The 20635-nt window shown below is 53.6% G+C and carries 23 protein-coding genes; 9 read left to right on the top strand and 14 right to left on the bottom strand.

Translation table 11 applies throughout. From position 1 onward, the window contains the following. Positions 1 to 29 precede the first annotated feature (29 nt). The 3 genes from rpmB to mutM all read left to right on the top strand — a co-directional run bounded on the left by rpmB (position 30) and on the right by mutM (position 1360). Positions 30 to 266, top strand: coding sequence for a 50S ribosomal protein L28 (rpmB, locus tag HNR62_RS10985; RefSeq protein ID WP_014291125.1), 237 nt, complete (start codon positions 30 to 32; stop codon positions 264 to 266). Positions 267 to 277: 11 nt separating this feature from the next. Beyond that, positions 278 to 445 (top strand): 50S ribosomal protein L33, encoded by a 168-nt coding sequence (rpmG, locus tag HNR62_RS10980; protein ID WP_071472289.1) that lies wholly within the window; start codon positions 278 to 280, stop codon positions 443 to 445. 93 nt (positions 446 to 538) lie between these two features. After that, a complete protein-coding gene (gene mutM / locus HNR62_RS10975) occupies positions 539 to 1360 on the top strand; it encodes a bifunctional DNA-formamidopyrimidine glycosylase/DNA-(apurinic or apyrimidinic site) lyase (protein WP_204796134.1) in 822 nt (273 codons plus the stop codon). Between the two features lie 105 nt (positions 1361 to 1465). Here mutM and coaD read toward each other — a convergent pair whose 3' ends face one another. Next, positions 1466 to 1945, bottom strand: a complete 480-nt coding sequence (gene coaD / locus HNR62_RS10970) for a pantetheine-phosphate adenylyltransferase (protein ID WP_204796133.1) — start codon at positions 1943 to 1945, stop codon at positions 1466 to 1468. 79 nt (positions 1946 to 2024) lie between these two features. Between coaD and HNR62_RS10965 the strand changes: the two genes are divergently transcribed. Beyond that, positions 2025 to 3044 (top strand): glycosyltransferase family 9 protein, encoded by a 1020-nt coding sequence (locus HNR62_RS10965; protein WP_204796132.1) that lies wholly within the window; start codon positions 2025 to 2027, stop codon positions 3042 to 3044. Here HNR62_RS10965 and HNR62_RS10960 read toward each other — a convergent pair. Together HNR62_RS10960 and HNR62_RS10955 are read right to left on the bottom strand one after the other, a co-directional pair. Continuing rightward, complete coding sequence (locus tag HNR62_RS10960; RefSeq protein ID WP_204796131.1) at positions 3013 to 3792, bottom strand: glycosyltransferase family 2 protein; 780 nt, start codon at positions 3790 to 3792, stop codon at positions 3013 to 3015. The two genes, HNR62_RS10965 and HNR62_RS10960, sit on opposite strands and share 32 nt — an antisense overlap. After that, complete coding sequence (locus HNR62_RS10955) at positions 3789 to 4850, bottom strand: glycosyltransferase family 9 protein (RefSeq protein ID WP_204796130.1); 1062 nt, start codon at positions 4848 to 4850, stop codon at positions 3789 to 3791. The genes HNR62_RS10960 and HNR62_RS10955 overlap by 4 nt, the downstream gene beginning before the upstream one ends. Before the next feature lie 85 nt (positions 4851 to 4935). Here HNR62_RS10955 and HNR62_RS10950 point away from each other — a divergent pair, with 85 nt between their 5' ends. Both HNR62_RS10950 and HNR62_RS10945 read left to right on the top strand, forming a co-directional pair. Continuing rightward, complete coding sequence (locus HNR62_RS10950) at positions 4936 to 5643, top strand: 3-deoxy-D-manno-octulosonic acid kinase (RefSeq protein ID WP_204796129.1); 708 nt, start codon at positions 4936 to 4938, stop codon at positions 5641 to 5643. Positions 5644 to 5723: 80 nt separating this feature from the next. Further along, positions 5724 to 7754 carry an acyltransferase family protein gene (locus HNR62_RS10945; protein WP_338044104.1) on the top strand — a complete coding sequence of 677 codons (2031 nt, stop codon included), beginning with the start codon at positions 5724 to 5726 and terminating at the stop codon, positions 7752 to 7754. Positions 7755 to 7786: 32 nt separating this feature from the next. Here HNR62_RS10945 and waaA read toward each other — a convergent pair whose 3' ends face one another. The 8 genes from waaA to rfaD form a co-directional block, all read right to left on the bottom strand. Then, positions 7787 to 9043: a lipid IV(A) 3-deoxy-D-manno-octulosonic acid transferase gene (gene waaA, locus HNR62_RS10940; RefSeq protein ID WP_420827157.1), complete on the bottom strand. Its 1257-nt coding sequence runs from the start codon at positions 9041 to 9043 to the stop codon at positions 7787 to 7789. After that, positions 9040 to 10080 (bottom strand): glycosyltransferase family 9 protein, encoded by a 1041-nt coding sequence (locus tag HNR62_RS10935; RefSeq protein ID WP_204796127.1) that lies wholly within the window; start codon positions 10078 to 10080, stop codon positions 9040 to 9042. The genes waaA and HNR62_RS10935 overlap by 4 nt, the downstream gene beginning before the upstream one ends. Positions 10081 to 10093: 13 nt before the next feature. Then, positions 10094 to 11119 carry a lipopolysaccharide heptosyltransferase II gene (waaF, locus tag HNR62_RS10930; protein ID WP_204796126.1) on the bottom strand — a complete coding sequence of 342 codons (1026 nt, stop codon included), beginning with the start codon at positions 11117 to 11119 and terminating at the stop codon, positions 10094 to 10096. Between the two features lie 125 nt (positions 11120 to 11244). Beyond that, on the bottom strand, positions 11245 to 11988 hold the full coding sequence (locus HNR62_RS10925) for a glycosyltransferase family 25 protein (RefSeq protein WP_204796125.1): 744 nt from the start codon (positions 11986 to 11988) through the stop codon (positions 11245 to 11247). A gap of 36 nt (positions 11989 to 12024) precedes the next feature. Next, a complete protein-coding gene (locus HNR62_RS10920) occupies positions 12025 to 12687 on the bottom strand; it encodes an acyltransferase (protein WP_204796124.1) in 663 nt (220 codons plus the stop codon). 2 nt (positions 12688 to 12689) lie between these two features. After that, positions 12690 to 13301 (bottom strand): acyltransferase, encoded by a 612-nt coding sequence (locus HNR62_RS10915; RefSeq protein WP_204796123.1) that lies wholly within the window; start codon positions 13299 to 13301, stop codon positions 12690 to 12692. An 89-nt stretch (positions 13302 to 13390) separates the two neighbouring features. Next, complete coding sequence (locus HNR62_RS10910) at positions 13391 to 14500, bottom strand: glycosyltransferase family 4 protein (RefSeq protein WP_239552751.1); 1110 nt, start codon at positions 14498 to 14500, stop codon at positions 13391 to 13393. Between the two features lie 8 nt (positions 14501 to 14508). Then, positions 14509 to 15462, bottom strand: coding sequence for an ADP-glyceromanno-heptose 6-epimerase (gene rfaD, locus HNR62_RS10905; RefSeq protein ID WP_204796122.1), 954 nt, complete (start codon positions 15460 to 15462; stop codon positions 14509 to 14511). Positions 15463 to 15606: 144 nt separating this feature from the next. On the opposite strand from rfaD, the gene HNR62_RS10900 reads away from it, so the two are divergent. From HNR62_RS10900 to tdh, 3 genes are all read left to right on the top strand, one after another. Next, on the top strand, positions 15607 to 16269 hold the full coding sequence (locus HNR62_RS10900; RefSeq protein WP_204796121.1) for a TetR/AcrR family transcriptional regulator: 663 nt from the start codon (positions 15607 to 15609) through the stop codon (positions 16267 to 16269). Between the two features lie 95 nt (positions 16270 to 16364). After that, the gene (locus HNR62_RS10895; RefSeq protein WP_204796120.1) at positions 16365 to 17555 is read left to right on the top strand and encodes a glycine C-acetyltransferase; all 1191 of its coding nucleotides are present in this window, start codon (positions 16365 to 16367) and stop codon (positions 17553 to 17555) included. 13 nt (positions 17556 to 17568) lie between these two features. Beyond that, positions 17569 to 18594 (top strand): L-threonine 3-dehydrogenase, encoded by a 1026-nt coding sequence (gene tdh, locus HNR62_RS10890; protein WP_204796119.1) that lies wholly within the window; start codon positions 17569 to 17571, stop codon positions 18592 to 18594. Positions 18595 to 18723: 129 nt separating this feature from the next. Here tdh and HNR62_RS10885 read toward each other — a convergent pair whose 3' ends face one another. Genes HNR62_RS10885 through HNR62_RS10875 form a run of 3 tightly spaced genes read right to left on the bottom strand, consistent with a single transcriptional unit; the run spans position 18724 to position 20434 of the window. Continuing rightward, positions 18724 to 19959, bottom strand: a complete 1236-nt coding sequence (locus HNR62_RS10885; RefSeq protein ID WP_204796118.1) for an O-antigen ligase family protein — start codon at positions 19957 to 19959, stop codon at positions 18724 to 18726. A gap of 57 nt (positions 19960 to 20016) precedes the next feature. Next, the gene (locus tag HNR62_RS10880) at positions 20017 to 20307 is read right to left on the bottom strand and encodes a glycosyltransferase family 25 protein (RefSeq protein ID WP_204796117.1); all 291 of its coding nucleotides are present in this window, start codon (positions 20305 to 20307) and stop codon (positions 20017 to 20019) included. 28 nt (positions 20308 to 20335) lie between these two features. Further along, positions 20336 to 20434, bottom strand: coding sequence for a glycosyltransferase family 25 protein (locus HNR62_RS10875; RefSeq protein WP_204796116.1), 99 nt, complete (start codon positions 20432 to 20434; stop codon positions 20336 to 20338). Positions 20435 to 20635 lie beyond the last annotated feature (201 nt).

Raw genomic sequence — 20635 nt, 5'->3', positions numbered from 1 at the left:
AGCAAAAGTAAGTTTTGGAGAAGACTGACATGTCTAAAGTATGCCAAGTAACTGGTAAGCGGCCAGCTGTTGGTAACAACCGCTCTCACGCCAACAACGCTACCAAGCGTCGCTTCCTGCCCAACCTGCAGACTCACCGTTTTTGGGTTGAAAGCGAGAAGCGTTTTGTAAAACTGCGTATCACCACCAAAGGTATGCGTATTATCGACAAAAAGGGTATCGACAGTGTCTTGGCAGACCTGCGCGCCCGTGGCGAAAAGGTTTAAGGAGATAACCAATGGCTAAAGGTATTCGCGAGAAGATCCGCCTGAACTCCAGCGCTGGTACTGGTCACTTCTACACCACTACCAAGAACAAGCGCAACATGCCCGAGAAAATGGAAATCAAAAAGTTTGATCCCGTTGTTCGTCAGCATGTAATCTACAAAGAAGGCAAAATCAAGTAAGATTTTGTGTTCTTAAAAAACCCGGCTCCGGCCGGGTTTTTTTATGCCCGATATCTTGGATATACTGCCGCCGAGCCGATGAGGAGAGTGTGAATGCCGGAGTTACCGGAAGTGGAGGTCAGTCGTCAGGGGATCACCCCCTTTATGCTGGGCGAGACGGTGATGCGGGTGGTGGTGCGCAATGCCAGCCTGCGCTGGCCGATACCGGCCGAGATCCAGGAACTGGTGGGGCTGACCATCGTCGGGATTCGGCGCCGGGCCAAGTATCTGCTGCTGGACACCGACTGGGGCACCGCCATCCTGCATCTGGGCATGTCCGGTAACCTGCGGGTGCTGCCCCACGGCACCCCGGCGGGCAAGCATGATCATGTGGACATAGAGCTGGGCAACGGCAAGCTGTTGCGACTCAACGATCCGCGCCGTTTCGGCTGCCTGCTGTGGACCCGGGATCCGGTGGAGCAGCATCCGCTGCTGGCCAAGCTGGGGCCGGAGCCACTCACCGACGCCTTCGACGGCGATTATCTGTATCGGCGCAGTCGCAAGCGCAAGACGGCCATCAAGCAGTTCATCATGGACAATCATGTGGTGGTGGGGGTCGGTAATATCTACGCCAACGAATCCTTGTTCACCGCCGGCATTCACCCCCGGCGTGCGGCCGGCGAGATTGACCATGAACGTTATCTGCAGCTGGCGACGGAGATCAAGAGCGTGCTGGCCCGGGCCATCGGCCAGGGCGGCACCACCCTCAAGGATTTTACCGGCAGCGACGGCAAGCCGGGTTACTTCGTGCAGGAACTACAGGTGTATGGCAAGGCCGGCCGGCCCTGCATGGGTTGTGGCGCCGAGCTGAGGGAAATACGGATGGGCGGCCGCAGTACCGTGTTCTGCCCGTTGTGTCAGCCTGAAGCCAGGTGAGGAGGGAATCGTAAGGAGTGAGGAGAAAATTCCCTCACCCCTCACCCCTCACCCCTCACCCCTCACCCCTCACCCCTCACCCCTCACCCCTCACCCTCACAGGGTTTAAGCCAGCTTTTGGGCAATGGCCCTGGCCACGGCGGCCGGCACGAACTGGCTGATATCGCCGCCGTGAATGGCGACCTCCTTGACCAGGGTGGAAGAGATAAAGGAATTTTCTTCCGCCGGGGTGAGAAACACGCTTTCCAGCTCCGGCATCAGCCGCCGGTTCATGTTGGCCAGCTGAAATTCATACTCGAAGTCGGACACCGCCCGCAGGCCGCGGATCAGCACATTGGCCTGGCAGCTTTTGGCAAAGTCGACCAGCAGGCCGGAAAAGCCGACCACCTTGACGTTGCCCAGGGGGCGCGTGACCTCCTGCACCAGAGCCACCCGTTCGTCCAGTTCGAACATGGGTTTCTTGCTGGGGCTGAAGGCGACCCCGACGACCACTTCGTTAAACAGCTGCGAAGCGCGTTCGATTAAATCCAGATGGCCATTGGTGACGGGATCGAAGGTGCCGGGATAAATGACCCTGATGCTCATGTAGGTTCCTTATTAACAAAATGAAAGTCGAACGGTTTAGGGTAGAATACCGCAGCATAACAGTCAGCGGGAGAGCGAGATGAAACGGGTATTGGTGGTGCGCAACGATAAAATCGGCGACTTTATGCTGGCCTGGCCGGGGCTGGCCATGCTCAAGGCGTCTTCCGGTTGTGAAATAACTGTCCTGGTGCCGGGTTATACCCGTCAGCTGGCCGAACTCTGTCCTTCCATCGACCAAGTAATCGAAGACCCGGGCAAGGATGCCACACCGGCCGATCAGCGAAAGCTGTTGAAACAACTTAAAGCCGAACACTTCGACGCCGTTATCTGCTTGTTTTCCAATTTTCGCAACGCCAGGCTGATGTGGCAGGCGGGTATTCGGCAGCGTTGGGCGCCGGCCACCAAGCTGGCCCAGCTGCTGTATAACCACAGGGTGACCCAGCGCCGCTCCCGGTCGGCCAAGCCGGAATTCGAATACAACCTGGATCTGGTGCGGGCCTTCCTGGACTACAACGGCATGACCGCCATGGAGCCCACCGCGCCCTATCTGCGTTTCGAGGGGGCCGAGCTGGCGAGCTTCAGGCTGCAACAGGCCCAACGGCTGGGCATCGACGCCGCCCGGCCCTGGCTGCTGGTGCATGCCGGCAGCGGTGGTTCGGCCAATAATCTTTCTGCCGGCCAGTATGCCGGGTTTATCAACCGGTTACAGGCAGACGTTCCCTCTGCCCTGGTGGTTCTGACCGCCGGTCCGGGAGAAGAGGCGTTGGCGGAAGAGGTGGCCAGGGGCGTGAGCGAAGGCGCAGTGGTGGCCAGCGGGCTGCCGCTGCCGGACTTCTGCCGGCTGCTGGCCTGCGGCGGTCTCTTCGTGGCCGGCAGCACGGGACCCTTGCATATTGCCGGCGCCCTGGATGTGCCCACAGTGGGTTTTTATCCCCTACGCCGCTCGGCCACGCCGCTGCGCTGGCGCCCGCTCAACAGCGAGGGGCGCCATCTGGCCTTTCATCCCCCCGCCGACGCGCAGCGGGAAGACATGAGCCAGGTGGATGTGGCCGAGGTGGCGGCGGGCGTTAAGCCCTGGGCCCGCGAGTATCTGTCCTGATCCAGAGATCGGCATATTTGACGAAGGTAGAGTGAGCAGAAAGCAGGCTGAGCAGCAGGCCCTGCCTGCCATCGAGAAAGCCGGCCTTGAGCAGATACATCTTCAAGAAGCAGCCCACACCGTGCAGCACACCCTGACCGAGTGAGCCCCGCTTGCCCCGCTGTTGCCGCTGCTGCGCCCAGGCGGCGGCATAACCGGCCGACTTCACCAGATAATGCTCTAGATCCCGATAGGTGTAATGCAGCAAGTCTCCCTTCAGTTTCGCCGTTTTGATGCCGGGGCCCAACTCGACCTTCTCGTGTACCAGGGCATCGTTATAACCGGTGAGCGCCTTGGGATAGAGTCGCAGCACCCGATCCGGGTACCAGCCGCAGTGGCGGATAAAACGGCCGAATACCCAGGATAGCCGCGGAATCGAGTACACCGTATTGGTGGTGGGCTTGGCCAGAATGGCTTCTATGCTGATTTTAAGTTCGGGGGTGACCCGTTCGTCGGCATCAATCCACAGTACCCAGTCGGACTGCACATGGCCCTGAGCCAGCTGGCGCTGACGGCCAAAGCCGGGCCAGTCGGCGTTGACGAAGAAGCGGGCCCCGGCGGCTTCTGCCACCTCGCGGGTGGTATCGGTACTGCCCGAGTCCAGCACGACGATTTCGTCTACCCAGTCCAGGGTAGCCAGGCAGTCGGCCAGGTTCTCCGCTTCATTTTTGACGATCAGCACGGCGGCCAGGGTGGGACGTGAACTCATGAGGGGTCCTGCAACAGGTTGAAATCGTGGATGATGCGGTCGAATTGGATCTCGACCATGGCCGTACTGATCCGCTGCATGGCATCCGGATCCTTGACCCGGGTGCGCCAGGGCACTTGTTCGGCGCGCTTGCCGGTTTCGGCCAGCAGGGCCTCGTCATAGACGCTGACCACATAGTCGCGGCAGCGATAGGGACCGGTACGTCGTGGATTATGATGGGCATAAAGGCCCAGCACCGGGGTGTTTACCAGGGTCGCCATATGGGTTGGGCCCGTATCCGGCGCAACCAGCAGGCGGGCGACCTTGATCAGCGCCAGCAGCTGCGGCAGACTGGTTTGACCCACCAGGTTGTCGGCGATGTTATCCGTCAAATTACAGATTTTTTCCGCCAAATCCCGCTCCTGTTGCGCCGGGCTGCCGATCAGTATCACCTGCATGCCCTTGTCGCGAGCATGATCGGCCAGGGCGGCGTAGCCTTCGGCGGTCCAGTTCTTATAGGCCTTGCTGGCGGCGGGGCAGATCAGCAACAGTGGCTGGTATTCGGCATAGGGTGCCGCCCACTGTTCCGCCTCGGCCGGAATCGGCAGCTCCCAGTTGGGGGTGAAATCGGTCAGCCCCAGCGCCTGACCAAAGCCCATGAAGCCTTCGACCACATGCTCGCCGGTGGCGGCCACCTTGTGATTGGTGAACAGCCACTGGCCGTCCTTGGCGCGTTCTCGCTCGAAGCCCAGTCGATGGGTGGCTCGGATTCCCAGGCTGGCCAGGCTGGCGCGCAGGGCGGCCTGCATATGTAGCAGCACATCAAACCTGCGCCCGCGCAGTTGCTTCCATAGATCGAGGTAGCCACGGATACCGGCTGCTTTATTGAACACGATAACCTCGACATCTGGCAGCAACTGCAGTAATTGTGCCTCTATCTTGCCGGTGATCCAGGTAATCCGGGTCTGGGGCCATTGCCGCTGTATGGCCTGTACCAGAGCGATGGCATGACAGCAGTCGCCGATGGCAGATAAACGTAACAGGCAGATGCTCTGGGGAGCTTGGGAAAATAGCGCCATATATTAGATCTCTTAATACTGAGTCCGGCATTATGCAAAGGCTGGCGGGCCATGTAAAATCCGTGTTTTCGCAGGGGGGACGCTAATGGAACGGATAGAGCACGGCTCGGAGATTATCTGGTATGACCCGGAATGTTTTGGCGCATTCCATCGGGACTTTTTTGAGATTGATTATTGGCGTGAGCAGAACGCCATTCGCGGCAAGGCGGTGGGACGCAACACCACCTGGTTTGTGGAAGACGATATTTCTCACAAGGTGCTGCGTCATTACTACCGGGGCGGCATGATAGGCCGGGTGATGGAAGATACCTTCCTGCACGTGGCCGAGTCCAAGAGCCGGGCCATGGCCGAGTTTACCGTGCTTACCAAACTCTATCGCCGCGGCCTGCCGGTCCCCCGGCCCTGCGCCGCGCGCATGGTCCGTTCCAATCTGGTGTACCGTGCCGATATTATCCTTAGCCGTATCGAGAACTCTCGCGATCTGGTCGCGATTTTGCGGGAAAGGGCGCTGAACAAGGCGGAATGGCAGAGCATTGGCAAGACCATTCGTCAGTTTCACGATGCCGGCCTCTATCATGCGGATCTGAACAGCCACAATATCCTGCTCGACGACAGCGGCAAAAGCTGGCTGATCGACTTCGACAAGTGTCACCTCCGCCAGCCCGGCAGCTGGACCCGGGAAAACATGGATCGGCTGCTGCGTTCCTTTCGCAAGGAACTCAGCCTGCATCCCGAGTTTCAATGGAAAGAAGCGGACTGGAAAGCCTTGTTGAGCGGCTACAAGGCCAGCTGATATATTGTAAATAAAAATAACAAAGTCTTATAACACGTCGAGTCATAGGCATGGCTCGGCTTTTTTATTCAGGAATAAATGTGGCTTTTACGACATACAGACCCGATATAGATGGCTTGAGAGCCATTGCAGTATTAACGGTAATGATATTTCATTTCAATAGCCAATGGTTGCCGGGTGGTTTTATTGGGGTAGATATATTTTTTGTTATATCAGGATATATCATCACCAGAATCCTTTATGTAGACGTTAAGAAAGATAATTTTTCTTTTTCTCTGTTTTATGCGAAGAGAATAAAGCGAATATTACCTCTGTTTTATCTTGTGTCTGTGACCACGCTGGTGGTTTCCTGGTTTCTGCTCACCCCGGACGATCTGGTGAGGCTGGCCGATAGTCTACGTTATGCCAGTGTGTTTATTGCCAATACGTATTTCGAAAAAAACGTGGGTTACTTTGCGCCGGCGGCTGATACTATGCCCCTGCTGCATATGTGGTCGCTTTCTGTCGAAGAGCAGTTCTACTTTGTCTGGCCATTATTGCTGTTTCTATCAATTCGATATATGTCCTCTGGACACCGGAAGCTATTTTTTATTTTATCTCTACTGGTGCTCATTGGTATTTCTGAATATGCGGCTCGAGGTGGGGAAGCATCGGCCTACTATCTGATCCATAATCGGGGTAGCGAGTTGCTGGCCGGAGCCTTGCTGAGCATGTTCGTCCATGACAAAAGGGAAGCACTGTTCGCCCGCGAGGCTACTCTGGCAATAGCGGGATTGGTAGGTGCTCTGGTGTTGCTCAGCCTATTTGTCTTTTTTGACGAGGGGACTGTTTTTCCCGGCTTCAATGCCCTTCTGGTCTCCGTTGCTACAGCAATGGTGATCCTGAACGGTGAGCTGAGAAAAGGTGTGCTGTATCGTTTTCTGAGCTCCCGGGGATTGGCTCTCATCGGCAGGCTCTCCTTTTCTCTTTATCTGTGGCATTGGCCGGTGCTGGTGCTGTATCGTTACTACTTTAATGGCATCGATGCTGTGGGTTATGTCGCCTGTGCATTGCTGACCTTCTTGCTTGCCTTTCTCTCCTGGCGATACTTCGAAAAGCCACTCAGGTATTTGAATATTCGAAAAAAGTGGGTGTTTATTGGTTATTTCATTCTGCCGGTCATCTTATTGGTGATGATAGCCAAAGACATCAAGCGGCATCATGGTTATGAAAACCGAATGCCCGAGCGGGCTCGTCATCTCTACGAAATCTCCATTTCCAGTTATGATGATATCGTCAAGGAGTTCTTAGCAGATAGCCGCTATCTGCCTTTTAAATTGGTACCGATCGGCGACGATAGCCTGGTGCCTGAAGCACCAAAAGCATTGCTGTGGGGAGATTCTCATGCGGGACACTTTCGTTCTTTTGTTGAAGAACTGGGACTCAAAAACGGATTTTACAGCCTTTACGGTGGGGCGGGAGGTTGTCCGCCTTTCATCGGTGTAGACCTAATCAAGCATGGTCGACCTGAAGCCGAATGTACCGATACCAACAATAAGCTATTCGAGGTGATAAAACAGTCTGAATCGTCAGTGATCTTTCTGGCCGGGCGCTGGGCTATGTATACGGAAACCACCCGGTCGGAAGGAGAAAAGGGCAGTCGTGTTTTCCTGGGGGATAGTAGCGACTATTCCGAATCACTGGAAAACAGCCGGCGAGCGTTCCGTGTGGGAATGGAAACGACCATTCAGCAGCTGATCGCCAATAACAAGCGGCCGGTGTTGTTTGAGCAGGCACCTTCTTATCCTTTCCTACCGAGTAATTGCTTGATTAAAAAAGCCACCTACCCATGGATGAAGGATGAGAACTGCGATATCGATATGGCGTCAGTCACGAAACGACAGGCCTATGCTAATGCCGTGATCGAAATGCTGGAGGAAAAATATCCTGAATTGATGGTGATCCGTATCAATGATCAAATATGCGAGAATGGCTGGTGTAAAAGTGAACTGCAAGGAGTGCCGCTCTATAGAGATGATGATCATATTAATGATCGCGGCAGCCGGCTGCTGTTCGACCTTTATTTGCAAAGTGATAAATATCAGCACTTGCGAGAGATAGTACAACCATAATGAGGCTGTGCGGAGGCAAAGCCTCCGCTCACTTAAATAAACTGCATTATAATATCGATACTTTTCGTGATTGATCCTCGATTTTTTTCGACTACTCTACTGGCATTACTGCCGATACGGATGCAACGTTCCCCATCTTTAAATAGACTTGTCAGTGTTTCAGCTAGTGAATGGCAATCATGGATGGTGATCAAGCCGTCGTTATTTTTGAGTTGTTGATAAATATCGTTGAAGTTGAACACAGAAGGACCGGTCAAGACCGGTTTGCCAAGTACGGCCGGCTCCAGGAGGTTGTGGCCGCCATGTTTGATCAGGCTGCCACCGATAAAGGCGACGTCGGCTGCGGCGAGCATAACGGGTAATTCGCCCATGGTGTCGCCCAGATAAACCTGGGCAGAAACGGTAGATGCGGGCAGGGTACGACGACTCAGGGTAAAGCCCTGCCGCGTGACCAGCTCCGCGACCTGGTTGAAGCGTTGCGGGTGGCGGGGTACCAGCATCAGCAGAGCCTGTGGTTGGCTTTGCAGCAGTGTTCTGTGGGCGGCGAGCAGCTGTTCGTCCTCACCTTCGTGGGTGGAGGCAGCAATCCAGACCGGGCGTTGTTCACCCAGTTTTTCTCGCAGCGCCTGTCCCTGGCGGCGCACCTCGTCGTCGTAGTCGATGTCGAACTTGATGGAGCCGGTTACGCTCAGTTTTTCACGGGGGAGTCCCAAGTCTGAAAAACGGTCGGCATCATCCCTATGTTGGCAGGCTATGTGGCTGATATTCGCCGATAACAGGCGAAATATGCCATGAAAGCGTTGGTATCTGGCGGCAGAACGGGCCGATAAGCGGGCGTTGAGCACTATCACAGGTAGCTGTTTTTGTCCGCATGCGGCCAGCCAGTTGGGCCAGAGTTCGGTTTCCATAATCAGCAGTGCCCGGGGATTAATTCGGCGCAAAAACAGCGCCACCGCCCAGGGAAAGTCGAGCGGGGCATAGCGATGCTCGATCAGATCGCCCAGCTTGTCTGCCTGATCGGCACCGGTGCGGGTGGTGGTGGTGACCAGAATGGGTAGCTCCGGGTATTCTGCCTTGAGCGCCTTGATCAGCGGGGTGGCGGCAACCATTTCCCCCACGCTGACCGCATGCAGCCAGACCGGATTTTGTTGTTCGGGCGCAGGTACCAGCCCCAGATGCTCCGGCCAGCGCCTGCCAAAGCCCGGCTTGCCCCGTTTGGGCCAGTACAGCAGCCCCAGCAGCACAGGGCTGAACAGATGGATTAAGAGATTATATAAAACAGTCATCATGAGTGATTAATATGTTTTAACGAGGTTTGTATGCCTGATAATACCTGATCTGAAGAGGGCAGGCTGGCATCAGCATTCATAACAATATGATGATGTTCATAGGAGGGGGTATATCGAAAGGGAACGGTTGAGTAAAAGATCCCGACAGTAGGAGTATGGGTGGCGATTGCCAAGTTACGTATCCCTGTGTCTGTACTAACAGCTAATGTTGCTTGTGATAATAACTGTGTTAATTGTTCCAGATCAAGGCAAGGCTGAATGGAAAAATTATCATGCCTTTCCAGAACGCGCAGTGAGTGACCTTTTTCTTTTTCATTCAACCCTTCCAGGAATATATGTTGATATTCAGGTAGAGCCTGCGTCGCTTTCTGTAGTAGCTCTTTTTGAGCCGCAATGGGATACATCTTGGACTCTTGAGATGCACCATTGAAATATATAATGAAGGGCTTGCGATCGTTTCTATGCTGCTGATTGCTTGGGTAGGAAAAGTCTAATGGATATGTTGGGTTGTGTCCTAGTACCTTAAGCATGCCAAGCATGACGTCGACTTCTGCCGTAAAATCAGAGCGAAGCACAGCAATATCATATAGTAGGCCATTTAATATCGACCTGTAGGGGAACCCTATCTTCAGCTTTGCCTTGGAGAGAGCGACCATCCAGTAAGAACGATTGGTGGCCGCCAGATCAAATATAATATCCTGCTCAGGTAATTCCTTGATGTTTTTTATTTTTTCAATTGGGTTTGTTTTTTTATTTTTGCTTTTTCCATGCATGATGTGGACGCTATCAACAAGGTCGCTTGGCATGCCGTATTGATAGTGAGAAACGGCACATAATGTAATATGTGCATTAGGGAAAAACTTTCTTGCCTCGACCAGGAAGGGGCGTGTTATCACCTGATCACCTAGCGCAGCATGGCGAATAATGGCGATTTTTTTTACCTTTATAGGATCGAACTCATTGGCCAGGTGAGCGCGAGCCTTTTTATTAGCGAAACCACCTTTTTCAAACCATAAATGCTTCATGTTGTACTTCATTTTCAATCCTAAATTATTTTATTTTTTCTATGGCATTGATTACTTTATTCGGGGTGAGGTCACGCAAGCACTTTAGATGACCCAGTGGGCATTCCCGTTTAAAGCAGGGACGGCACTCGATATCGGTATGCACCACGGCGACCTTTTCCGCCAGCGGTGGTGTGTACTGGGGCGAGGTCGAGCCATAGACCCCAACCAAGGGGCGCTGCAGGGCGGCGGCGATATGCATCAAACCCGAGTCGTTGGAGATAACAACGGTGGCCAATGCCATCAGATCGATGGCCTGATGCAACGACGTTTTGCCGGCCAGCAAGTGGCAGTGCACACGCATGGCGTCGGGCTGATGAGCGGTGATCGTTTCGGCCACAACCCGATCCTTGGCCGAGCCAAAAATCCAGACCTGCCAGCCCTCGGCGATTTTTTGTCTGGCAACCTCGGCATAATGCTGCTCGGGCCAGCGCTTGGAGGGCCCGAATTCGGCACCGGGGCAGAGGGCCAGTATGGGCCGATCGGTATTAAGTTGTAAGTTGTTCAATGCCTGTTGCTGATTCTCGAGATCGACCGAAAGTGCCGGCCAGGGCAGGGAGGGCAGGCAATGACGATCTTTCATCTCCGGCTTGGGGTAGGCCAGCGCCGCATAGCGCTCGACCATCAGCGGGAAGTCGGTCTTGTTGCTGCGCAGATCGTTCAGCAGACCGTAGCGGGATTCTCCCTTCCAGCCGGTGCGCTTCCTGATGCCGGCGAACAAGGGGATCAGCGCCGATTTCAGTGAATTGGGCTGCACGATCGCCCAGTCATAGCCTTCTTTTGTCAATTGGCGACCGAGCCGGAAGCGCTCGGCCAGCTTGAAATCCCCATGCCCCAGCGGCATCACAATGGCCTTGTCCACCTCCGGCATCCGCTCCAGCAGGGCGCAGCACCAGGACGGCGCCATCACATGCAGCTCGGCCTGCGGATGCTGCTGCTTCAGGCTGATATACAGGCTCTGGGACATCACCATGTCCCCGACCCATGACGGGCCTATGACTAAAATCTTCATACTTTAATTTTCATAATTAAGTTTAAATGTAGTATAAATCTAGTTTGCGGAACAATATATAATTATGCTAATTTTTAATTAATAGTATTTAGTTTACTCCGTCCCAGCGGGAGTTTTTATTGTGGTTATTTTTTCATTTTTTTCTTGAAATATTTGTTGTGTAGGAATCTTTTTACCTTACGATATAGGGTGTAAAGCTCTCGACTTGGTTTCCGATATATGGGTGTGTATGTGCGAGGTCCGATTTGCACTGTGGTTTCAAAGTTACCTTTGTCAATGACAAGTTGAGGTGTCAGATGATATGCTTCGACACCATGAAAGTAAAACTCTCCAAGGTAATTATCAACTGGCACTGACCATTTTCTTGAATTTTTAACGAGTTTCTTAGCTGCACTAGGTGAGAGTGCGTATGCTTGGGCTCCACCAAAATTATCGTACATTTTGGTAATGCAATGTTCAGGCCCTTGCTCTACAGCAAGTAATTCCCCACGGATAACATTTTCCAATCTGAGGTAGCCATATTCTTCAATTTTTTCTGCGACTATATTTATGGTTTTCTGCGCATTCTCACACACATTGACATCATCTTCCATAATGATTATCGGAGTGTCGAGTTCAATACATTTTTCCCATAATTGGTAATGGCTTGCATAGCAGCCTGCTTCCCCTTTACTAGGCATTTTCCCACTGGTTAACCAGAGGCGTTTGGTTAAGTCATATTTTTTTAAAAGCGAAGAAAACTGATCTTTACCATTAACAGCATCAAAGAATTCAAACTTTATTCCTTTATCAGGGAGTACGTCTTCAATATATTTTCTTCTTTCAATACTTTCCTTTAAGCTGATAACAAAAATTGGCATATGTTTCATCTTGTAATCCCTTTATGTTTTTATGTGAATGTGACTTTATTCTTGCCAGTTAATGTCTTTTTTAATGGCTTTTGCTGGGTTTCCTGCGATTATGCAGTTAGTCTCATTAAAGGTGCGAGTCACTAAGCTTTGGGCACCAACAACACAATTATCTGGAACACTAACACCTTTTAGTATCATTGCTCGGGCGCCAATCCATACATGATCACCTATATTAACCTCTTGAGGTTTGTTAATGATATGACCTTTTTTATCTAGAATATGATGATGATCCGCATCGGTGATCAGGCTGTCCCAAGCCATCAAGGTATCTTTTCCAATAGTGATTTTTTTCCTCGAGATGATGGTGCCACCGGCAGATATATGAAAGTTTTCACCCAGCACAAGCTCTCCTGCTACAGAAATTCTGGAGCTTTTACCGATTTTTGATTTTCCGTGAAAGTAAATGTGCCCAGAAATATGCAGGATGGTTCTTTGATAAGACAAGTCAAATGTCTCTACACTGCCGAATCCAACTCTCACTATTCCAGGCTTTATTCTTCCAAAACTTACACGGCCAGATAAATCATTAAGCTTGGTTTTGTGAGATACAATAATGGGAAGAAGAAGGGCATCTTTTAGTCTGCATAATCTCAAACAAACATAAATGCTTTTAGGAAGGCCGAGTAAGTAGAGACAGTTGGTTAATATCTTTCTCATTATTAATGTTCCCAGCTGATATTACTTTTAATTGTTTTTGCCGGTGAGCCTGCAACAATGGTTTTCGCTTCGACATTTTTGGTGACGATAGCACCAAAAGCGATAATGCTACCATCGTGGACGGTTACCCCTTTTAGTATGGAGGCGTTGGCGGCTACCCAGACATGGTTCCCGATGCAAATATCTTGAGGGTGATTCAATACCTCTCTGGTATTAGCATCATAAATGGGGTGGCCATCATAGGTCATCACATTGATATTGCGAGAAAACATGCAGCTTTCACCTATGGTGAGTCGGGTGCTCTCGCCTTTGGCGGAAAGGTAGGCGCCGCCAATGTCGGTTTTCTTGCCAATACGGATCAGGCAGTTGCTACCGACAATTTCCAGGTTGCTGAAGCTGATATTGGCACCGTCCTCTATCTCGATCAGGTTATTGTCGCCTTTTACGCTGATGGTGCAGCGGCGAAACTTGCCGTTGCCAAAAACAGTTAACTGGTTGTTGTTGCCTGATAGTTTGATCTTGTTCCAGATCAGGTAGGCTTGGGGGGAAAGAGCAATATTTCCACCTCTCCCCTTTACAATGTTAAGTAGTCTCAGTTTGAGTTTGCGTATCATGGTCGGTTGCCGCTTGGGTAAGGTCGATTTTGATTATGGAACGCATGCATTGTTTCTTTCTCACCGTTCTATGACAGCCAGCCCCTGTATCAGCATGAGCGGTAATGGCTCACCAGTTGCAGGACATGGTGCGCCATGGAAAAGTGGCGCTCGGCCCGGGGCTTTGCTCGGTGCTGTATCACCTCTCCCAGAGGACTACAACAGAGGGTACGGATGGCCTCGATGAAGTCGGTGGCGGATGTCGGGTCGGCCAGCAAGCCGGCTTCGGCAATGATTTCCGGCAGGGCACCCGAATTGGCTGCGACGATCTTTTTGCCAGCGGCCATGGCTTCGATGGCGGTCAGGCCAAAGGCTTCATTCTGGGAAGGGATGCACACTATATCCATGGCGGCCAGCAGGTTGGGCATATCACGCCGAAAGCCGGAAAAAACCACTTTTTCTCTTAATTGATAGCTATCTATCTGGCCTCTCAGACTTGCAACAAAGGCTTCATCGGCTCCCTCCTCCGTCGTCAGCCCCCCAACGATCAGGAGTTTGGCTTCCCTGAAATCATGATCACCTTGCAGCAATTTGAAGGCATCGAGCAGCACCTGGTGTCCTTTGCCCGGGCAGAGGCGGCCGGGCAGGCCAATCACCAGTTGCTGTTCGGACAGACCCAGCTCTTGCCGGATATCGCCGACCGCGCGATCCGGTTCCCTGAACTCTGTTCCCAGCCAGAGCCGTTTTATCTTGTCGGGAGGCACGGGCAAGGCCTTCAGATTGCGTGCCAGCGTTGCGTCACTGATGGACAGCACCTGATCAACATGGCTGTATATCCAGCGATGCAGCAGATCCTTTTTCGGACGAGTCACGCCCATATGCTCGGTGAAGATAATCCTGCAGCCGGTCAGTCTTTTCAGCAAGGCCGCCAGCCTGAGATCACTGGATTTGTGGCAATGCAGTACCGAGACGCCCTTGTTTTTAAGCCAGTCGACCAGTTTGCCGATCCCGAGCAAGGCGCTCGCCTGGCTGCGGACTTCAAAAACATCTATCCCCAGTTCCTGAAAGGACTCTGCTACCTTGCCGCCTTCCAGACAAATAGCCACCGGCTGCCAATCCTGCTCCGGCAAATACTTGCTGACTCGTGCCGGATACATCTCCAGGCCGCCCCAGCCTTTGGAAAGACAGAGGTGGGCAACACAGTGGCCATGGTTATTCATGCTATTCCTTATCTGTTCAGCCAGGCCATATATTCACTGGTGCCTTCGGCGACTGTCTTGAAGTCGTGGGGATAGCCGGCGGCGCGCAGCTTGGTGAGATCCGCCTGGGTAAAGCTTTGGTAGCGGCCTTTCAGCTGCTCGGGGAAGGGGATGTATTCAATCTGGCCCTTGCCGTGGTGTTTGATCACCGCTTCGGCCACGTTCTGGAAGGGTTCGGCCCGGCCGGTGCCACAGTTGTAGATGCCGGAGACGCCCGGGTTCTGCCAGAACCAGAGGTTGACCTGGCACACGTCGCTCACATAGATGAAGTCGCGCATCTGGCCGCCATCGGGGAAGCCGTCACAGCCTTCGAACAGCTTGGGGTTTTCGCCCTTGTGCAGCTGGGTGTTGAGATGAAAGGCCACGCTGGACATGCCGCCCTTGTGCTGCTCGCGCGGGCCGTAGACGTTGAAATACTTGAGCCCCACCACCTGGGAATTGATCTGGGGCATCAGCCGGCGCACGTACTGGTCGAACAGCTGCTTGGAATAGCCGTAGACGTTGAGTGGCTGTTCGTACTGCGGCTCTTCGATGAAGTTGTCGTTGCGTCCGCCATAGGTAGCGGCAGAAGAGGCGTAGATAAAGGGAATGTCGCGCTCAACGCAATAGTGCAGCAGATCCTTGGAGTACTCGTAGTTGTTCTCCATCATGAACTTGCCGTCCCACTCGGTGGTAGCCGAGCAGGCGCCTTCATGGAAGATCACCTCGATGCCGCCCCAGTCCTCGAATTCGTCGCCGGAGACGATGCGGTGGATAAATTCGTCCTTGTCCAGGTAATCGGCGATGGTCAGATCGACCAGGTTGACGAACTTGGTGCCATCGGTGAGATCGTCGACGACCACGACATCGGTGCGCCCCTGATCGTTGAGGGTTTTTACCAGATTACTGCCGATAAAGCCGGCGCCGCCAGTCACAATGATCATCGTTGTCTGCCTCTTGCTGGCCGGACCCTGTCCGGCTGAACGAAGTAATAATGAAGGCAAAGTTTACCATGCTTGTGCGGCAGAAAACTAACCCGTCGGCCTGTGTTACTATTCAGTGATGGTATTGAGCGTTTGGTTAACAGGATGAAAACCAAGGATCGCATTGTCGCCGCCGCCCTGCTGTTGTTTAACGAACAGGGGGAGTCGAATGTCACCACCAATCATATCGCCGCCCATCTGGGGATCAGCCCGGGTAATATCTACTACCATTTTCGTAACAAGAACGACATTATTCACCGTATTTTCCTGCAGTATAGCGACCATTTACGCAAAAGTTTCACGCCGGTGACCGTGTCGGCCACAACCAGCCCGGCGGTATGGTTTCATTATCTGGATGCCATTTTCTATGTGATGTGGGAGTTCCGTTTTCTCTACGCCAACCTCAACGATATTCTGCAACGGGATCCCGAATTGCATCTGCAGTATCTGGCGGTACAGCAGGAGCTGACGGTGCATCTGCAGGGCCTGCTGCGCGAGCTGAACAGCCAGAAGGTACTGGCCATTCCCGATGAAGAAATCGAGCCCCTGACCGAGGTGCTGCGGATGCTGGTGTCGTTTTGGGTCAGCTACCAGTCGGCCCAGTCGCTGACCCCGCACATCAGCCAGGCGGTGCTTTATCAGGGGGTCGCCCGGGTGTTGCTGCTGCTAAAACCTTATTTTCATCCGGAGAAAGGACTCGAACTGGCAACGTTCATGGCACATTATCAGGCGTTAGGTATGACCCCCAGTGATCCCTTTCACAAATAGGATAAAGTTTGGAATATGTTATGAGTATTCGGTGTTTAAGTAGTAAAATGGTCTGAATTACACCCTGATACCCAGATTGATAGCGGGAGTTCACTATGTCATCGGCATTTTATGCTTATTTATCCGAGCAGTTAGCACAAACCAAAGCTGAAGGGCTCTACAAGAAAGAGCGGGTGATCACCTCGGCCCAGAACGCCGCCATCGAGGTGGGCAAACAGGAAGTTATCAACTTCTGCGCCAACAACTATCTGGGACTGGCCAATCATCCCGAGCTGGTCGAGGCGGCCAAGCAGGGGCTGAATAGCCACGGTTTCGGCATGGCCTCGGTGCGTTTCATCTGCGGTACTCAGGATCTGCACAAGCAGCTGGAAGCCGAGCTGTCCGCCTTTCTGGGCATGGAAGACACCATTCTTTATACCTCCTGTTTCGATGCCAACACCGGCCTGTTCGAAACCCTGCTGGGCCCGGACGATGCCATCATTTCCGATGCGCTCAACCATGCCTCTATCATCGACGGCGTGCGCCTGTGCAAGGCCAGGCGCTACCGCTATGCCAACAACGACATGGCCGAGCTGGAAGCCCGGTTGCAGCAGGCGGACGCCGACGGTGCGCGCTTCAAGCTGATCGCCACCGACGGCGTCTTCTCGATGGATGGCGTTATCGCCAATCTGCAGGCCATCTGCGATCTGGCAGACCAATACAATGCCATGGTGATGGTGGACGACTCCCATGCGGTCGGCTTCGTCGGCGAACAGGGCCGCGGCACCCATGAATACTGCGAGGTGATGGGGCGGGTCGATATCATCACCGGTACCCTGGGCAAGGCCCTGGGCGGTGCGTCCGGCGGTTATACCTCGGGCAAGAAGGAAGTGATCGACTGGCTGCGTCAGCGTTCGCGGCCCTACCTGTTTTCCAACTCGGTGGCACCGGCCATAGTGGCGGCTTCCATCAAGGTGCTGGAGATGCTGAAGAACGGCGACGACCTGCGCAACCAGGTGCGGGAAAACAGCGCCTATTTCCGTGAGCAGATGAGCGCCGCCGGCTTTACCCTGGCGGGGCAGGATCACGCCATTATTCCGGTGATGCTGGGCGACGCCGCCCTGGCGGCACAGATGTCCGACAAGCTGCTGGAGCGGGGCATCTATGTCATCGGCTTCTCCTTCCCGGTGGTGCCCAAGGGTCAGGCCCGCATTCGTACCCAGATGTCGGCGGCCCACAGCCGCGAACAGCTGGACCAGGCCATCGCCGCCTTTATCGAGGTCGGCCGCGAGCTGGGTATCATTTAAGGAGCGCAGTTTCATGAAAGCACTGGCAAAACTGAAAGCGGAACCCGGCATCTGGATGACCGATGTGCCCGAGCCCGAACTGGGCCATAACGACCTGCTGATCAAGATCCGCAAGACCGCCATCTGCGGCACCGACATTCATATCTACAACTGGGACGAATGGTCGCAGAACACCATACCGGTGCCCATGGTGGTCGGCCACGAATACGTGGGCGAGGTGGTGGCCCTGGGTCAGGAAGTGCGCGGCTTTGCGGTGGGCGACCGGGTGTCTGGCGAAGGTCATATCACCTGTGGCCATTGCCGCAACTGCCGAGCCGGGCGCACTCATCTGTGCCGCAACACCGTCGGCGTGGGCGTGAACCGCGAAGGGGCCTTTGCCGAGTATCTGGTGATCCCGGCCTTTAACGCCTTCAAGCTGCCCGACGAAGTATCCGACGATCTGGCCTCCATTTTCGACCCCTTCGGCAACGCGGTACACACGGCGCTGTCGTTCGATCTGGTCGGTGAAGATGTGTTGATCACCGGCGCCGGCCCCATCGGCATCATGGCCGCGGCCGTGGCCCGTCATGTGGGTGCCCGTCATGTGGTGGTCACCGACGTCAACGAATACCGACTGGCGCTGGCGCGCAAGATGGGCGTGACCCGGGCGGTGAACGTGGCCACCGAGCAGCTGGACGATGTCATGGCCGAACTGGGCATGACCGAAGGCTTCGATGTGGGTCTGGAAATGTCCGGGGTGCCGGTGGCGTTCCGCGATATGCTGGACAAGATGAACCACGGCGGCAAAATTGCCATGCTGGGTATTCCCCCGTCCGACATGGCCATCGACTGGAACAAGGTGATCTTCAAGGGCCTGGTGCTCAAGGGCATCTATGGCCGGGAAATGTTCGAAACCTGGTACAAGATGGCCAGCCTGATCCAGTCCGGTCTGGACTTGAGCCCCATCATTACCCACCACTTCAAGGTCGACGACTTCCAGCAGGGTTTCGACACCATGCGTTCCGGGCAGTCCGGCAAGGTCATCCTCGACTGGACCTGAGCGTCATACTACGGGGGTGAGGGCTATATCGGCGCTCATCCCCGAGACTCATTCCTTCCCAGATCCTGCGCTTTAACTCGCGGCATATTCAGTTCTGTGTGGCGAATACAGGCCAGCACTTCATACACATCACGTATCGCACATTACATTATTTTCGTCCGCTTTCAGCAGCATTATTCCCATCAGTATGCTGTAGAAGTAGATGATGTGGGTGTGGTGAAAGGGTACGTCGGTGAGGCCGGCAATCAGCACTATGGTGGCGCTGGCCAAAGCCCCGTTTCTTAATTTTCGATTCTTGTGTTTATGTAACAGCCAGGCGGGCAGCAGCATCCAGGTCAGCAATACCACCAGGCCGAGGGCGCCGGTACGCACCAGGGTATCGATATACTGGTTGTGGAAGTGAGAGCCGGATACGGGGGCAGCTATCGGTGTTATAAGACCGGCATTTTTGTCCTGCTCTATTTTTTTCAGATAACCGGCGGTGCCGGTGCCGAGCAGCGGTGATTGCATGATGTAGCTCCAGCCCCGCTGCCACAGTTGCAGTCGAATGCCGATGGAGGTGTTCATGTTGTTGCTGGCGATACTGGCAAACTCGGCGCTGGTTTGCTGGTAGCGGATTTCCAGTTTATTACCCAGAGCATAGAGGCTACCGCTGGCCAGCAGGCTACCGGCGACCAGGGTGGTAAGGAGTGCCTTCGGTGTGGCGCGGCGCACCAGAGGCACAATGAGCATAAGCAGGGTCAATATTACTGCAAGCCAGGCACCACGAGTACCGCTGAAGATAATGGCGGTAGTGGCCCCCACCACACCGGCAAAATACAGGGCGCCAAGGCGTTTTCCGGTATTAAAGGTGAACAAAAAGAACAGGCAGCTAATGAGTAGAACGGAGGCAAAGGTGGCATAGGGAATGGGGTTGGAGGCCAAGGCTCCGGCTCTACCTGTGTGCAGTACCATTACCTCATATACCGAGCCTGCGCCGGTCAGGATGGCACCCAGTGCCGTAATGGCAGACAGGTGATGCAACTTGATGTTACGCCAGGGCAGCAGGGTTAAGTAAAGCTGCACCAGCAGCAGGGTACGGGCAAAGCTGAAGGTTTCTCCATCCAGCAGGTGCTGCAGGCTGAACAGCACAAACAAAATAGCGTTAGCCTGGCTAAATGTTTTGAAGCCGGGTTGAGCCAGGTTTTTACGCCACTCGCCCTTGAAACGAAACAGGCAGTACACAGCGACGACGGGGATTAGCCGGCTGAGTGCCGACTTACCATCCGGCACGTTGAATACGCCAACCATCAGCCAGATAACCGGGCTCAGTAAAAAGAGGGTTTCCAGCTGGGTGGGAAATGTGTTTTTGTTGAATGAAAACATGATGTCAGCCTGTGCGCTCAAGAGTTTTTTTGAATGTTTTGTTGTGCAGATAAAGTCTTAGCTTTCAATAAGCCGAGTAGAGTTCTCGGCTGGACTTACGATAAAGAGGAGTTTTTTCCTTACCATAAAGATAGTTTCAAATTCATCATCACCAACCATTTCAGGGCTCAAGTGGTAAGATTCCATACCATGAAGATAGGGGGCACCTATGTAGCTATCTATCGGTAAAGACCAGCTTTGGGAGCCATTCAGTAGCTTCTGGACCGCCCAGAGCGCGATGGCATAGGCACGTGTTCCGCCAAAGTTGTCGCTCATGCGGTTGATTCGGTAATGCTCGTTTTCTTCCATGGTGAGGGTCTCACCTCTAATGAGGCCTTCAAGTGTCGATGCCCTGCTGCCGCAACTGGGCGGCGATATAGTCTCTGCGATCCTGACTTCTTTTCAGGCTGATAACAAAAACGGGAATGGCTGACATTGGCTGAATCTGCGGTATAAAAAATTGCGCAGATAGTACCACATCTGGCGTTAAAGTCTTTAATAGATGTAAGGCGGATGTGGGGTGTATGGCGTATGGCATGGTTGAATAATCAACCGTCAGCACACAAAAGCCCCGGCGAAGCCAAGCCGTTTGCCTTAAGTGGTGCTGCCCTGCTTCACAAGCCTTGGATTTAGGTTA

The organism is Oceanisphaera litoralis (assembly GCF_016907015.1).
Taxonomy (GTDB): domain Bacteria; phylum Pseudomonadota; class Gammaproteobacteria; order Enterobacterales; family Aeromonadaceae; genus Oceanimonas; species Oceanimonas litoralis.
This window is presented reverse-complemented; position numbering and strand designations above follow the sequence as displayed.

Coding starts and splice junctions, on each gene's coding strand:
- rpmB (WP_014291125.1), top strand. CDS start 30: ATGTCTAAAGTATGCCAAGTAACTGGTAAGCGGCCAGCTGTTGGTAAC.
- rpmG (WP_071472289.1), top strand. CDS start 278: ATGGCTAAAGGTATTCGCGAGAAGATCCGCCTGAACTCCAGCGCTGGT.
- mutM (WP_204796134.1), top strand. CDS start 539: ATGCCGGAGTTACCGGAAGTGGAGGTCAGTCGTCAGGGGATCACCCCC.
- coaD (WP_204796133.1), bottom strand. CDS start 1,945: ATGAGCATCAGGGTCATTTATCCCGGCACCTTCGATCCCGTCACCAAT.
- HNR62_RS10965 (WP_204796132.1), top strand. CDS start 2,025: ATGAAACGGGTATTGGTGGTGCGCAACGATAAAATCGGCGACTTTATG.
- HNR62_RS10960 (WP_204796131.1), bottom strand. CDS start 3,792: ATGAGTTCACGTCCCACCCTGGCCGCCGTGCTGATCGTCAAAAATGAA.
- HNR62_RS10955 (WP_204796130.1), bottom strand. CDS start 4,850: ATGGCGCTATTTTCCCAAGCTCCCCAGAGCATCTGCCTGTTACGTTTA.
- HNR62_RS10950 (WP_204796129.1), top strand. CDS start 4,936: ATGGAACGGATAGAGCACGGCTCGGAGATTATCTGGTATGACCCGGAA.
- waaA (WP_420827157.1), bottom strand. CDS start 9,043: ATGATGACTGTTTTATATAATCTCTTAATCCATCTGTTCAGCCCTGTG.
- HNR62_RS10935 (WP_204796127.1), bottom strand. CDS start 10,080: ATGAAGTACAACATGAAGCATTTATGGTTTGAAAAAGGTGGTTTCGCT.
- waaF (WP_204796126.1), bottom strand. CDS start 11,119: ATGAAGATTTTAGTCATAGGCCCGTCATGGGTCGGGGACATGGTGATG.
- HNR62_RS10925 (WP_204796125.1), bottom strand. CDS start 11,988: ATGAAACATATGCCAATTTTTGTTATCAGCTTAAAGGAAAGTATTGAA.
- HNR62_RS10920 (WP_204796124.1), bottom strand. CDS start 12,687: ATGAGAAAGATATTAACCAACTGTCTCTACTTACTCGGCCTTCCTAAA.
- HNR62_RS10915 (WP_204796123.1), bottom strand. CDS start 13,301: ATGATACGCAAACTCAAACTGAGACTACTTAACATTGTAAAGGGGAGA.
- HNR62_RS10910 (WP_239552751.1), bottom strand. CDS start 14,500: ATGAATAACCATGGCCACTGTGTTGCCCACCTCTGTCTTTCCAAAGGC.
- rfaD (WP_204796122.1), bottom strand. CDS start 15,462: ATGATCATTGTGACTGGCGGCGCCGGCTTTATCGGCAGTAATCTGGTA.
- HNR62_RS10900 (WP_204796121.1), top strand. CDS start 15,607: ATGAAAACCAAGGATCGCATTGTCGCCGCCGCCCTGCTGTTGTTTAAC.
- HNR62_RS10895 (WP_204796120.1), top strand. CDS start 16,365: ATGTCATCGGCATTTTATGCTTATTTATCCGAGCAGTTAGCACAAACC.
- tdh (WP_204796119.1), top strand. CDS start 17,569: ATGAAAGCACTGGCAAAACTGAAAGCGGAACCCGGCATCTGGATGACC.
- HNR62_RS10885 (WP_204796118.1), bottom strand. CDS start 19,959: ATGTTTTCATTCAACAAAAACACATTTCCCACCCAGCTGGAAACCCTC.
- HNR62_RS10880 (WP_204796117.1), bottom strand. CDS start 20,307: ATGGAAGAAAACGAGCATTACCGAATCAACCGCATGAGCGACAACTTT.
- HNR62_RS10875 (WP_204796116.1), bottom strand. CDS start 20,434: ATGTCAGCCATTCCCGTTTTTGTTATCAGCCTGAAAAGAAGTCAGGAT.